The following is a 14,057-nucleotide window of genomic DNA, read 5'->3' on the forward strand; positions in this document are numbered from 1 at the left end:
AAAGAGCGTATCAGAGCTTCGAGCTGTGCTGAGCACGTTGACGTGCCGGTCAGGTTTGCGAGTTTGAGAAGGTTATAGCGAAGTGTGAGGCAAGTCCATGCAGGATGCATTGTCAGCGGATGGGTTACAGGGGAGTTGCGGGGGGAATAATGCAGGAGGGCGCACTCGGCGCCCTCCTGGTTAGTGGGCTTAGCCCTTGGCGGTGCGTTTTTTCTTTTCCGGATCGTCGAACGGCAGGGTGTGTGAAATGGCAGATACCTCGATGCTGCCCTTCACCTGCAGCGGTGTGCCCTGTTCGGCGTAAGGTACTTCCAGACGGGCGATTGCCATGGAGCGGTCGGTGAGGCGGGAGTACATGGCGCAGGTGATCACGCCGACCTTCTTGCCGTCAGCCCAGAGCTCGTCACCCTCGGCTGCGGCTTCCTTGCCATCGAGCAGCACGCCGAAGATCTTGAAGCGCTCTTTGCCCTGCAGGCGGAAGTGTTCGAAGGCGCCGCAGAACTCGGTCTTGTCCTTGGAAACGGTGAAGTCCAGACCCAGCTCCCAGAGCGTGTCGCCGGCGGGCTCGTTTTCGAACGGGTAAAACTCGGAGTTATCGAACGGGTAGAACAGCAGGTAGCTCTCGGTACGCAGCCAGTCCAGCGCGGTGAAGGAGCAGGGGATGATGCCGAAATCCTTGCCCTGTTCCAGGATACCGTCCCAGATGGTCGCCGCGTCAGCTGCCTTGCAGAAGATCTCATAGCCGCGTTCACCGGTGTAGCCGGTGCGGGAGATGGTGATCGGGCAACCGAACAGACGGGCGTGGGTGTGGTGGAAGTAGGCCAGGTCGCGGATACCGGGAATATGCTCGGCGAGGAAGTCCACCGCAGCCGGGCCCTGCAGCGACAGGTCGTGCAGGTCGTCATCAAAGAGTACCGCCACGTTCTTGCCGAGCGCGGCCTGGGTCAGCTGCTCGTAGCCGCGGCCGGTGCCGTGTACCACCATAAAAGCGTTGGGTCCGGTGCGGTAGATCACGCAGTCATCGATGAACTTGCCGCCATCGTTAAGCATGGTGGCGTACACCGCCTTGCCCGGATACAGCTTGGAGATGTCGCGGGTGGTCGCCCACTCCAGCAGACTTTCGGCGTGGGGACCCACGTAGTGAACTTTCTTCAGGCCCGACACATCCATCAGACCCGCCTTGGTACGGATCGCTTCATGTTCATCGGCCAGGGTGTAGCCGCTGTTGCTATAGGTCCAGGCAGTGGGCATGCCGTTCCAGTCTTCCAGGTTGGAGCCCAGTGCGCGGTGCTTGTCCGCCAGTGCGGCGATACGCCAAGAATTTGCCATTGTTGCCTCCTTATATAGAGCAAGCTAAGAACTGTTAATTCCTGATAGGTGATTTTTATTCCCTAAAGGAAAGGCAAGAGTTGGGCCAGTTCGATAAAAGCGCAAATTCCCTTTGGTTAATAAATATTCCTAGCGTAGGTGCTGCCTGTAGTAGAGCTGGTATCGAGGCAGGAACCGTCTATAAGGGTGCAATACCCTGTAAGCCCGTCGATAAGGCGGTTTCGTGCATGTCTCTGGTGCGCCGGTGCATGCTTCTGGTGCGATATTGATCTGGATCAAGAAAGCGCGGATGCAATCATCCGGTAAAAATAAATATTCCTATAAAGAAAATAATATTCACAAGTTCAGTGTTTTCAGGCCCTTGAAGCTACGGGGCGGAAAAAGTTTGTCGGGGCTTTCGAAGTTGGCAAAGAACTTGCTTTCTCATTGAGAAATTAATTTTCTTAACGAGAAAGTAGGTGAGGAAGATGGCTCTCGATCCCCAAAACACCCAGCGTTATCGCATCACGATTTCTTGTCCTGACAAGGTCGGCATCGTTGCCGCGGTCACTCAGTTTATCTCCGAATATAACGGCTGGATCAGCGAGGCTCACCAGTTTGCCGACGCGGAAAGCTGCACCTTCTTTATGCGCTATGAAGTCGTTGCCGATTCGCTGCCGTTCGGCCTTGAAGAGCTGAAAGAGAAGTTCGCGCCGGTGGGTGACAAGTTCCAGATGAACTGGAACATCACCGACTCCGCAGCTCGCAAGCGTGTCGTGCTGATGGTCTCCAAGGAAGCCCATGCGCTGTCCGACCTGCTCTATCGCTGGAGCGCTGGCGAGCTGAACATCGATATTCCCTGCGTTATCTCCAACCACGACAAGCTGCGCTCCTATGTGGAGTGGCACGGCATTCCCTTCGTCCACGTGCCTGTGGATATGAGCAACAAGGAGCCGCACTTCCAGGCGGTACGTGAGCAGATCGCCGCTGCCGATGCGGACGCCATCGTCCTCGCCAAGTACATGCAGATCATTCCGGAAGAGCTCTGCGAGGTCTATCCGAACAAGATTATCAACATCCACCACAGCTTCCTGCCGTCCTTCATCGGTGCGCGTCCTTATCACCAGGCGGCCGAGCGCGGCGTGAAGCAGATCGGTGCGACCTGCCACTACGTCACCTCCGAGCTGGATGGCGGCCCGATCATCGAGCAGGACGTACAGCGCGTGACCCACCACAACTCCACCCAGGACATGGTGCGCCTCGGTAAGGATGTGGAGAAAGCCGTATTGGCGCGCGGCCTGCGTTACCACATCGAGGACCGTGTCCTTGTTTACGGTAACAAAACCGTCGTTTTCGCCTGATTCACCCTCTGGAGACGAGCAATGCCCTGGCGCTTACTGAAATTCGGGTTGCAGAGCGAGCATAACGAGCCCCGCTTCTTCCCGGAGAGCAAACCGCTCAAATCGCACTACGACGTAGTCATCATCGGTGGCGGCGGCCACGGTATGGCCTGCGCCTATTACCTGGCAAAAGAGCACGGCATCACTAACGTGGCGGTGCTCGAGCAGGGGTATATCGGCGGCGGCAATACCGGTCGTAACACCACCATCGTCCGCTCCAACTACCTGACGCCGGAAGGGGTCAAGTTCTACGACACCAGCGTCAAGCTGTTCGAGGACCTGGCCGATGACTTCGACCTGAATATCTTCTACTCCACCCGCGGCCACTTCACCCTGGCCCACACCGACAGCGCGCTGCGCACCATGCGCTGGCGTGCCGAAGTGAACAAGCATCAGGGCATCGACAGTGAAGTGGTAGGGCGCGAGGAGATCGCCAAAGAGGTTCCGTACATGGACCTGGACTGCAACGGTCACGCGCCGGTGATGGGCGCGCTGTACCACGCACCGGGCTCGGTGGCGCGTCACGATGCGGTGGCCTGGGGCTATGCCCGCGGTGCTTATAACCGTGGTGTCGAGATCCACCAGAAGACCCGCGTCACCGCGATCCGCACCCAGGGCGACAAGGTGGTGGGTGTGGATACCGACCGGGGTCAGATCAGCTGCAACAAGGTGATCTCCATGGTGGCTGGCTCCACCCCGCGCATCACCGAGATGCTGGGGATTCGCACGCCGATCGAGATCTTCCCGTTGCAGGCCTGCGTCTCCGAACCGGTGAAGCCGTTTATGGACACCATCGTCGTCTCCGGCAGCCTGCACGTGTATGTCAGCCAGTCCTCCCGCGGTGAGCTGGTGATGGGCGCCTCGGTGGACCCGTCGGTGCTGCACTCCACCCGCTCCAGCTTCGACTTTGTCGAAGGCCTGGCGGACCAGATGCTCGACCTGTTCCCGTTCATGAGCCGCATGAAAGTGATGCGCCAGTGGGCCGGTATGTCGGACATCACCCCGGACTTTGCGCCGATCATGGGCAAAACCCCCATCGACGGCTTCTACCTGGATGCCGGCTGGGGCACCTGGGGCTTCAAGGCGACACCGGTCAGCGGCAAGACCATGGCCTGGACCGTCGCCAACGATAAAACCCATGAATTGATTGAACCCTTCCGTCTGTCCCGCTTTGCCGACTTCGATCTGGTCGGCGAGAAAGGCGCGGCGTCGGTGGGCCATTAAGGAGACGGGATTATGAAACTGCTTGATTGTCCCGATATCGGCAAACGCCCGATCAGCGAATTCGACTACCTGGGCGAGATTCGTATCCCGCCCTCCGACGCTGACGAGGCTACCTGGGCCGACTACGTCTTTAACCGCGATAACGCCCCTGGCGTGCTGCGCGAGCGCTGGTATCACCGCCCCACAGGACGCTGGTTCATTCTTGAGCGCAACACCCTGACCGATGAAGTGGTCGGTCTGGTTGACCCCGCTGACGTTCGTTACAAGGAGCCGAATTATGAAGTACCGGCTTGATCCCCAGCCGCTGGAGTGGATCGACCGTCGCGAGTCGGTCAGCTTCCGCTTCGAAGGCCAGTCTTTTTCCGGTTTCCGCGGCGACAGCCTGAGCTCCGCGCTGCTGGCCAGCGGCCAGAAACTGCTGGGTCGCAGCTTTAAGTATCATCGTCCGCGCGGTGTGCTCTCCATGGCCAACCACGATGTGAACGCGCTGTTCCAGAGTGACGAGGCCACCAACATCCGTGGCGACGTAACGCCAGTCAGCGAAGGTCTGGACCTGCGTGCGTGCAACGTTAACGGCTCGCTTGCTAACGACAAGGACAGCTACATCGGTCTGCTGTCGCGCTTCCTGCCGGTGGGCTTCTACTACAAGGCGTTCCACAAGCCGAAGAAATACTTCCCCTTCTGGGAAAAAATCATCCGCGAGAAAGCGGGCCTCGGCGAAATCAATACCGACTGGACCGCAACCCGTCAGCCCAAGCAGTACGGTTTCTGTGATGTGCTGGTGATCGGCGCTGGCGCCAGTGGCATGAGTGCCGCGCTGACTGCTGCAGACGCCGGTGCCGATGTGGTGCTGGTGGATGAGAACCCGCATATCGGCGGCAGCCTGGACTATCAGCTGGCCAATGTGGAAGAGGCTGCCGGCGTTCGTGCGGATCTCAAAACCCGGGTCCGCAGCCACGCCAATATCCGTCTGCTGGAAGGTCACTACGCCGCCGGTTGGTACACCGACCACTACGTTCCGCTGGTGGGCGCAGACGGCATCGTCAAAATGCGCGCCGAGCAGGTGATCATGGCCACCGGCGTGATGGAGCAGCCCTCCGTCTTCCGTAACAACGACCTGCCGGGTGTGATGCTGGCCTCTGCGGCGCAGCGCCTGATCACCCGTTACGCGGTCAAGCCGGGCCAGCGCGCCGTGGTGCTCACCGGTAATGATGAAGGCTATCGTGCGGCGCTGGACCTGCTTGAAGCGGGTATCGAAGTGGCCGCGGTGGTAGATCTTGAGTGGCTCGACAAGCGCGGCCCCTGGGCTGAGCAGGTCAAGGCGAAGAACATCCCGATCCTGGAGCAGAGCGCGATCTACGAAGCCAAGGGTAAGGATGCGCTGACCGGTGTGGTGGTTGGCGAGTTCGATGGTCGCGGCTGTGATTCCGGCCTGACCCGCAAGTTTGCCTGCGACCTGCTGCTAATGAGCGTGGGCTGGGCGCCAGCATCGCAGATGCTGTACCAGTCCGGTTGCAAGCTCGGTTACGACAAGAAGGCACACCAGATTCTGCCGCGTGCGCTCTCCAACGGTCTGCATGCCTGCGGTCGCCTGAACGGCGCCTTCACCCTGGAACAGCGTCTGGCCGATGGTGAGCGCGCCGCCAAGGACGCGATGGCTCAACTCAAGGGTGAAGCCATCAACATGGATCTTACCCTCCACCGCGACAGCGCGGCCCATAGCCACGACTGGCCGATCATCCGCCATCCGAAGGGTAAGAACTTCCTCGATATCGATGAAGATCTGCAGCTTAAGGATCTGATCAACGCCGCCAAAGAAGGCTTCGACAACATCGAGTTGATGAAGCGTTTCTCCACCAACGGCATGGGTCCGAGCCAGGGCAAGCACTCCAATATGAACGGTATCCGCGTGCTGGCGGAAATCACCGGCAAAAGCATCGACGAGACCGGTTCCACCACCGCGCGTCCCATGTTCCACCCGGTACCGGTCAGCGCCATGGCGGGCCGCCGTTTCCGTCCGGAGCGTCTCACGCCGATGCATCAGTGGCACCTGGATAACGGTGTTCAGCTGATGGAAGCGGGCCAGTGGATGCGTCCCGAGTACTATCTACCTGTTTCAGAAGCTGGCGCTTCTGACGCCGCGGGCGCTGGACAGATCGATCAGCGTCAGCAGGCGATTCTGCAGGAAGTGCAGGCGGTGCGTAGCGGCCTTGGTCTGATCGATGTCTCCACCCTTGGCAAGATCGAGGTGATGGGGCCGGACGCGGCGCGACTGTTGGACGTGGTGTACACCATGAAGATGTCCACCATCAAAATCGGCATGACCCGTTATGCCCTGGCAGTGGATGACAGCGGCGTGATCATCGACGACGGTATCGTCGGCCGCATCGCCGAAGACCGCTTCTACGTCACCGCTACCACCAGCCACGCGGCGGCGGCTTTCCGCACCCTGTCACTGAAGATTCAGGAGCTGGGGCTGAACGTACGCCTGGCTAACCTGACCGGCTCCATGGCGGCCATGAACCTGGCGGGACCGGCTTCACGCAAGCTGCTTAGCGGCCTTACCGATGTGGACCTGAGCGAAGCGAACTTCCCCTATCTGGGTATGCGCGAAGGCACCCTCTGCGGCTACCCGGTACGCCTGATCCGTGTCGGTTTTGTCGGTGAGCTCGGTTACGAGATCCACCTGTCGGCAGCGGGCGCGATGGAGGTCTGGGAAACCCTGATGCGTGAAGGTCAGTCCGCCGGCATCCGTCCGTTCGGTGTCGAGGCCCAGCGTATTCTGCGCCTCGAAAAAGGTCACATCATCGTTGGCCAGGACACCGACGGTCTGACCAACCCGTTCGAAGCCAACATGAGCTGGGCGGTACCGCTGAAGAGCAAGCCCTGGTTCACCGGCAAGCCGTCGCTGGCGCTGCTCAAGGCACGCTGCCAGCGCAAGCTGATCGGCTTCCGCCTGCCGCAGGGCTTCACTGGCGAACTGCCGAAAGAGTGCCACCTGATTATCGAGAACGGCGAGATTGCCGGCCGTATCACCAGTATCGCCTACAGCCCCTCGCTGGGTCGCACCATTGGCCTGGCCATGGTCGATCTGCCGCTGGCCGATGAAGCCACCGAGCTGAAGGTGCGGGTCGATGGTGGCGCCATGGTCAGCATCGAGCCCTGCCCAACACCTTTCTACGATGCCGATGGCGCCCGCCAGACGGCGGACCTGACGGAGGTGGCCTGATGAATGCTTATGCCTCAACAGATATGAGCAACCTGAGTTTGAGTGTGCGTGATGACCTCTGCGGGTATCTGCTGACCGGTCCGGAAAGTGCCAGTGCGCTCTCCGCCGCCGGCCTGCCGCTGCCCGAGGCGCAGCTGAGCGCAGAGGAAGCCGGGGGGGCGCTGGTCGCCCGCACCGGCAGCGATGAATACCTGGCCTTCCTGCCCAAGGGGCAGAACGCGCCCGCCTGTGCATGGTGCTTCCCGCGTGCGGATCGCATCCTCGCGGTGCAGGGCGAGGGCTGGATTGAACTGATGGCGCAGCTCTGTCAGTTCGATTTTCGCAAGATGCAGCCGGGCGACTGGCTGATGGCTTCAGTAGCCGGCGTTAACTGCTGGCTCTACCGCGAGCAGAGCGGCAACGCCCTGCTGATCGGCTTCGACGCCGGTTTCGACCACTACCTGAGCGACGTTTTTAACACCCTGGTCAGCGAACTGGGTGGCAAAGAATCTACTAAAGGAGGTGCACTATGATGCCCGCAGAGATCGATCGTTTTATCAGCCAAAATGACATCAAGTACATCCTGGCCCAGTTCGTCGACATCCACGGCGTTGCAAAGACCAAGTCGGTACCGGCCAACTGCCTGACCGATGTGGTCGAGAAGGGCGCGGGTTTCGCCGGCTTCGCCGTCTGGGGCCTGGGTATGGAGCCGCACGGTCCTGACTTCCTTGCCCGCGGTGACCTGAGCACCCTCAGTGCAGTGCCCTGGCAGCCGGGTTATGCCCGCATCGCCTGCGACGGTTACGTCAACAACGCGCCGCACCCGTACTGCTCCCGCGTGGTGCTGAAAGAGCAGCTGAAGAAGATCAGCGAACGCGGCTGGACCCTGAACACCGGTCTTGAGCCCGAGTTCTCTCTGTTCACCCGTGGTGAAGACGGCTCCCTGCAGCCGGTGGATGAGAGCGATGTGCTCGACAAGCCCTGCTACGACTACAAGGGTCTGTCCCGCTCCCGCGAGTTTCTTGAGGAACTTGTGGAATCGCTGCAGGCGGTGGACTTCGACGTCTACCAGATCGACCACGAAGACGCCAACGGCCAGTTCGAGATCAACTACACCTACAGCGACGCGCTGACCTCCGCTGACCGCTTCACCTTTGTGCGCATGGCATCCGGCGAGATCGCCAACAAGCACGGTATGGTCTGCTCCTTTATGCCCAAGCCCGCGTCTGATCGCACCGGCAACGGTATGCACTTCCACCTGTCGATCACCGATGAGAAGGGCAAGAACCTGTTCAACGACGACAGCGACAAGAATGGTATGGGCCTCTCCAAGATGGCCTACCACTTCACCGCTGGCATCCTCGCTCACGCCGACGCGATCTGCGCTTTCGCGGCGCCGACCGTGAACTCCTACAAGCGTCTGGTAGTCGGCGGCAGCGCTTCTGGCGCGACCTGGGCGCCGGCCTATGTCTGCTACGGCGACAACAACCGCTCCGCCATGGTTCGTGTGCCTTACGGTCGCCTGGAATTCCGCCTGCCGGACTCCGGCTGCAACCCCTACCTGGTACATGCGGCACTGATCGCCGCCGGTATGGACGGTATCGAGCGTGAGCTGGATCCGGGTGAGCCGATGAACGTGAACCTGTACAGCCTGAGCCTGGAAGAGATCAAGGAGAAGGGCGTCAGCATTCTGCCGCAGAACCTGAACGAAGCGCTGGACGCGCTGGAAGCCGACACCCTGTTCACCGAGAAGATGGGCGAGGAGATCGTCTCCGAGTTCCTGAAGGTGAAACGTCAGGAGTGGGTTGAGTACAGCCGCCACGTCTCCGATTGGGAAATCAAGCATTACGCCGAGTTTTTCTAATTCTCTATTTAGCGCGAATTGTGTGATGCCGGGCGACCGGTAAGAGGACAAAAATATGTGTGGAATTGTTGGACTTTATCTGAAGAACCCGGCGCTTGAGAGCAAGCTTGGTGAGCTGTTCGAGCCGATGTTGATCGCCATGACCGACCGCGGTCCGGACAGTGCCGGTTTCGCCATCTATGGCGACGAAGTGGGTGAGGGCAGCATCAAGCTGACACTGCGTCATCCGGACGATGAGTACGATTGGGAAGGGCTGGCGGACTCCATGCGCCACCAGCTCCGCGTTGAGCTTTCCTGGATGCAGAACGCCAACGTCACCGTGTTCAAGGTGGTTGGTGAAGAGGCTCAGGTACGCGGCTGGCTGGAAGAAAACGCGCCGGATGTACTGATCCTCAGCGTCGGTCAGTCGATCGAGATCCTGAAAGAAGTGGGTCTGCCGGAAAACATCGCCGGCAAGTTCAACCTGAAAAACATGAAGGGCAGCCACATCATCGGCCACACCCGCATGGCCACCGAATCCGCGGTGACCATGGAGGGCAGCCATCCCTTCTCCACCGGTATGGATCTGTGCCTGGTGCATAACGGCTCCCTGTCCAACCACAACCGTCTGCGTGAAAACCTCAAGCGCGAGGGGATTACGTTCGAGACCGAGAACGACTCCGAAGTGGCAGCGGGTTATCTGACCTGGCGCCTGCGTCAGGGCGACAGCCTCAAGGTGGCACTGGAGCATGCGCTGGAAGACCTGGACGGTTTCTTCACCTTCACCATCGGTACCCGTGACGGTTTTGCCGTGATGCGTGACCCGATCGCCTGCAAACCGGCGGTGCTGGCAGAGACCGACGATTATGTGGCGATGGCATCCGAGTACCAGGCGCTGACCACCCTGCCGGGTATCGAGAACGCCAAGGTATGGGAGCCGGAACCGGCGACCTTCTATGTCTGGGAACGCAGTGCCTGAGGAGTGATGACGATGAAAACTTATGACCTGACCGAAGCAGCGGTACGCGACCTGAACCAGGCGCTGCATGACCAGTCCCCGGAGTGCGTTGAGCGTGAATTTGAAGTGCTTAACCCCAAGGGCCAGCACAACATCGCCTGCGGTATCGACCAGAACCTTTCTGTCGATATCAAAGGCCACGCCGGCTACTTCTGTGCCGGTATGAACAAGAAAGCCCATGTCACCATCCACGGCAACGTGGGCCAGGGTGTAGCGGAAAACATGATGTCCGGCACAGTGCGGGTGAAGGGCGACGCCTCCCAGGCCGCTGGCGCCACCGCCCATGGCGGTCTGCTGGTGATCGAAGGTAACGCCGGTGCCCGTTGTGGTATCTCCATGAAGGGTGTGGATATCGTCGTCAAAGGCGATGTAGGCCACATGAGCTGCTTCATGGGCCAGGCTGGCAGCCTGGTGGTGTGCGGCGATGCCGGTGAAGCCCTCGGCGATTCCCTCTACGAGGTGCATATCTACGTGAAGGGCACGGTTAAGTCACTGGGTGCAGATTGCATCGAGAAGGAGATGCGCGACGAGCACATCGCCGAGCTGACCGATCTGCTGAACCGTGCCGGCGTCGATGAAGACCCGGCCAGCTTCAAGCGCTACGGGTCTGCACGCCAGCTCTACAACTTCAAAGTCGATAACGTATCAGCTTATTAAGCAACCGCCGTTAAAGCTAGCTGCGTTGTCAGCAGGGCGTTAAAAACCGGCTCAAATCGGTCATTTATTGGGTATAAACTCCCTCATTTCGCCGATTTTTGTCCGGGCGACGCCTCGCTACTGCTGACCGCCTCGCTAACGCTTTAACAACCGGTTCTCTGATTGATGAGGAATAAATCATGAGCAACGATAGCAACTACAACGGCGGGCTGCGTGAATCGGCAACTTTCGACCGCACCACCATGGATGAGATCCGCCGCGCGGCCGATACCGGCATCTATGACATTCGCGGCTTTGGCGCCAAGCGCAAGCTGCCGCACTTTGACGACCTGCTGTTCCTCGGTGCCAGCATGTCCCGCTACCCGCTGGAAGGCTACCGCGAGAAGTGCAACACCTCGGTGGTGCTCGGCGATCGTTTCGCCAAGAAGCCGATCACCCTGGATATCCCGATCACCATCGCCGGCATGAGCTTTGGCGCGCTGTCTGCCAACGCCAAGGAAGCCCTGGGCCGTGGCGCCTCTGAAGTGGGTACTTCTACCACCACCGGTGACGGCGGTATGACCCCGGAAGAGCGTGGTCAGTCCAAAAAACTGGTGTATCAGTACCTGCCGTCCCGTTACGGCATGAACCCGGACGACCTGCGCAAGGCCGACGCCATCGAGGTAGTCCTCGGTCAGGGCGCCAAGCCGGGTGGCGGCGGCATGCTGCTGGGTCAGAAGATCACCGACCGTGTTGCCCAGATGCGTACCCTGCCGAAGGGTATCGATCAGCGTTCCGCCTGCCGTCACCCGGACTGGACCGGCCCGGACGACCTGGCGATCAAGATCCTGGAACTGCGTGAGATCACCGACTGGCAGGTGCCGATCTACATCAAGGTAGGTGCGACCCGTACCTACTACGACGTGAAACTGGCGGTTAAAGCCGGTGCCGACGTCATCGTCGTCGACGGCATGCAGGGCGGTACCGCAGCGACCCAGGATGTGTTCATCGAGCACGTGGGCATCCCGACCCTGGCGGCTATTCCGCAGGCGGTTCAGGCGCTGCAGGAGATGGGCATGCACCGCAAGGTTCAGCTGATTGTCTCCGGCGGTATCCGCAACGGCGCTGACGTGGCCAAGTGCATGGCCCTGGGGGCTGATGCGGTGGCTATCGGTACCGCGGCGCTGATCGCTCTGGGCTGTAACGATCCGAAGTACGACGAAGAGTTCAAGAAGATCGGTTCCGCCGCAGGCTTCTACGACGACTACCAGGAAGGCAAAGACCCGGCCGGTATCTCCACCCAGGATCCGGAGCTGATGAAGCGTCTTGATCCGGTGAAGGCGGGGCACCGTCTGGCCAACTACCTGCGCGTGCTGACGCTGGAAGCTCAGACTCTGGCTCGCGCCTGCGGCAAGAACGATCTGCGCAACCTGGAACCGGAAGACCTGGTCGCACTGACCGTCGAATCCGCCGCCATGGCGCGTGTGCCGCTGGCTGGCACCAGCTGGGTTCCCGGTCAGGGCTTCTAAGCTCAGCGACGCTTTACCCTAGAACATACCTAAGCGCAGGGCTCTCCCCTTACCCGTTAACTACTAACCGGTAAACAGGGGGAGGGCCTGCCAGTACCCCAATTACAAAGACCTTCAGGAGATAAATGTGGATACAGCACAGCTGATCGACGGCAAGGCCGTTGCGGCCAATCTACGTAAAGAGATCGCCGAACAGGTGAAACTGCGCAGCGAAAAGGGCCTTCCCGCCCCGGGCCTGGCCGTAGTCCTGATCGGTGAAGACCCTGCCTCCAAGGTCTATGTGGGTAGCAAAGTGAAGGCCTGTGAAGAGGTTGGGTTCGTTTCACGCAGCTATCGCATGGACGTGGAAACAACGCAGGGTGATCTGCTCGCACTGATTGATGAACTCAATGCCGATGCGGAAATTCACGGCATACTGGTACAACTGCCGCTGCCGAAGCAGATCGACGTTCAGTCGGTGATCGAGCGCATCGATCCGAAAAAGGATGTGGACGGATTCCACCCCTACAACCTGGGACGTCTGGCCGGCAAGGCTCCGACTCTGCGCCCCTGCACACCTTACGGCTGCATGCGTCTGCTCAAGGCCTACGGTATAGATCCCATGGGTAAAAAAGCGGTGGTCGTCGGCGCATCCAACATCGTGGGTCGCCCGGTGGCGCTGGAGCTGCTGATGGAAAGGGCGACCGTCACCGTCTGCCATTCCAAAACCCAGGATCTACCCGCTGAACTGGCCGACGCCGATATCGTCATCGCCGCTGTGGGTATCCCCAACTTCATCAAGGGCGAATGGCTGAAACCGGGCGCCGTGGTGATCGATGTGGGTATCAACCGCCTGGCGAACGGCAAACTGACCGGCGATGTGGATTTTGAAGCGGCGAAGGCAAAAGTCGCTGCCATCACACCAGTGCCGGGTGGCGCAGGCCCGATGACCATCGCCTGTCTGCTGCAGAACACCCTGGAAGCCTGCGAGGCGATGGAAGCCGCCTGACAGTGCACAGCACTAAAACATCTGCTCTAACCTGTTTTTCATCCAGGGGTGGTCCGTTATCCACCCCGCCCTCAGCCCTTCATGGATAAAGGCCCCTTGGGGCCTTTCTTTTTTGATCTCTTACGCTATTCGTCTCTCTTCATAGCTGAAAGCTGACTGGCTTATTAATCATTCAGGCCGGTTTGTGGTCAGCTATACAAGACAAGTCTCAGAACGTATCAAGAGGGAAGGAACATAGGATGAAACGACGCTATTTACTTCAGGCCGGGCTGGCAGGCGCTGCCGGACTGCTGACTGCGAAAGGGGCATCAGCTGGCGCAACGCCTCTGACTGACGGTCCAGCGGAGGGTGCTCAGCCCTATAAAACCGATATCAAAACCCTGGCGATCGTGTCGCACCCCTATCCGGAAAGATCGGTGATGACCAAGGGGATGCAGGAAGCCGCGGAGAGTGTCGCCGGCGTGCAGGTGCGTAACCTGGAAACGATCTACGGCTTTGATACCCGCGCCATCGATGCAGCGAAAGAGAAGGAGATCATGCGCGGCGTCGATCGTGTCGTGTTTATGTTCCCGACCCACTGGTTCAATATCGCGCCCATGATGAAGGCTTATCTCAACGATGTCTGGGGCAGCGTGGGGCCAGGGCTCTGGCAGGGCAAGGAGATGCTGCTGGTCACCACCGCGGCGGGCGGCAGCACGACCTATGGGGAGTCCGGCAGAATCGGCGTAAAGCTCGAGGATGTGTTCCTGCCGATGAAGGCTAGCGCACTGCACGCGGGTATGACCTATCTGACGCCACTGGCGTTTCAGTCGATCTCGCGCTCAAAACTGCCGGAGTACCAGCAGGCGTTGATCGAGCGTTTGCAGGCTTAAGCACTAAATCGGTAAGAGCCTGCAGACGATC

12 protein-coding genes are annotated in these 14,057 nt (G+C 59.8%); 11 read left to right on the plus strand and 1 reads right to left on the minus strand.

What is annotated here, in order from left to right; genetic code table 11:
• Positions 1–189 precede the first annotated feature (189 nt).
• A complete protein-coding gene (locus tag CLV83_RS10210; protein ID WP_132291402.1) occupies positions 190–1,329 on the minus strand; it encodes an aminomethyl transferase family protein in 1,140 nt (379 codons plus the stop codon).
• Between the two features lie 467 nt (positions 1,330–1,796).
• On the opposite strand from CLV83_RS10210, the gene purU reads away from it, so the two are divergent.
• The 11 genes from purU (at position 1,797) to CLV83_RS10265 (ending at position 14,026) form a co-directional block, all read left to right on the plus strand.
• A complete protein-coding gene (gene purU / locus CLV83_RS10215) occupies positions 1,797–2,669 on the plus strand; it encodes a formyltetrahydrofolate deformylase (RefSeq protein WP_132291405.1) in 873 nt (290 codons plus the stop codon).
• Between the two features lie 21 nt (positions 2,670–2,690).
• Complete coding sequence (locus tag CLV83_RS10220; protein ID WP_132291408.1) at positions 2,691–3,932, plus strand: FAD-dependent oxidoreductase; 1,242 nt, start codon at positions 2,691–2,693, stop codon at positions 3,930–3,932.
• A 12-nt stretch (positions 3,933–3,944) separates the two neighbouring features.
• Positions 3,945–4,226: a sarcosine oxidase subunit delta gene (locus CLV83_RS10225; RefSeq protein ID WP_132291411.1), complete on the plus strand. Its 282-nt coding sequence runs from the start codon at positions 3,945–3,947 to the stop codon at positions 4,224–4,226.
• Positions 4,210–7,161: a 2Fe-2S iron-sulfur cluster-binding protein gene (locus CLV83_RS10230; RefSeq protein ID WP_132291413.1), complete on the plus strand. Its 2,952-nt coding sequence runs from the start codon at positions 4,210–4,212 to the stop codon at positions 7,159–7,161. Before CLV83_RS10225 ends, CLV83_RS10230 begins: the two co-directional genes overlap by 17 nt.
• Complete coding sequence (locus CLV83_RS10235; protein WP_243642357.1) at positions 7,161–7,673, plus strand: hypothetical protein; 513 nt, start codon at positions 7,161–7,163, stop codon at positions 7,671–7,673. The genes CLV83_RS10230 and CLV83_RS10235 overlap by 1 nt, the downstream gene beginning before the upstream one ends.
• The gene (gene glnT / locus CLV83_RS10240) at positions 7,670–9,004 is read left to right on the plus strand and encodes a type III glutamate--ammonia ligase (protein WP_132291416.1); all 1,335 of its coding nucleotides are present in this window, start codon (positions 7,670–7,672) and stop codon (positions 9,002–9,004) included. The genes CLV83_RS10235 and glnT overlap by 4 nt, the downstream gene beginning before the upstream one ends.
• Positions 9,005–9,059: 55 nt before the next feature.
• Entirely contained in the window at positions 9,060–9,962 is a 903-nt protein-coding gene (locus CLV83_RS10245) for a class II glutamine amidotransferase (protein WP_132291419.1), read from the plus strand.
• Between the two features lie 12 nt (positions 9,963–9,974).
• Positions 9,975–10,658 carry a GltB/FmdC/FwdC-like GXGXG domain-containing protein gene (locus tag CLV83_RS10250; RefSeq protein ID WP_132291422.1) on the plus strand — a complete coding sequence of 228 codons (684 nt, stop codon included), beginning with the start codon at positions 9,975–9,977 and terminating at the stop codon, positions 10,656–10,658.
• A gap of 179 nt (positions 10,659–10,837) precedes the next feature.
• A complete protein-coding gene (locus tag CLV83_RS10255; RefSeq protein ID WP_132291425.1) occupies positions 10,838–12,166 on the plus strand; it encodes an FMN-binding glutamate synthase family protein in 1,329 nt (442 codons plus the stop codon).
• 127 nt (positions 12,167–12,293) lie between these two features.
• Positions 12,294–13,154 carry a bifunctional methylenetetrahydrofolate dehydrogenase/methenyltetrahydrofolate cyclohydrolase FolD gene (gene folD, locus CLV83_RS10260; protein WP_132291428.1) on the plus strand — a complete coding sequence of 287 codons (861 nt, stop codon included), beginning with the start codon at positions 12,294–12,296 and terminating at the stop codon, positions 13,152–13,154.
• A gap of 239 nt (positions 13,155–13,393) precedes the next feature.
• Positions 13,394–14,026 (plus strand): NAD(P)H-dependent oxidoreductase, encoded by a 633-nt coding sequence (locus CLV83_RS10265; RefSeq protein WP_132291432.1) that lies wholly within the window; start codon positions 13,394–13,396, stop codon positions 14,024–14,026.
• The last annotated feature ends 31 nt before the right edge of the window (positions 14,027–14,057 follow it).

This window comes from Marinobacterium mangrovicola, from assembly GCF_004339595.1.
Classification (GTDB): domain Bacteria; phylum Pseudomonadota; class Gammaproteobacteria; order Pseudomonadales; family Balneatricaceae; genus Marinobacterium_D; species Marinobacterium_D mangrovicola.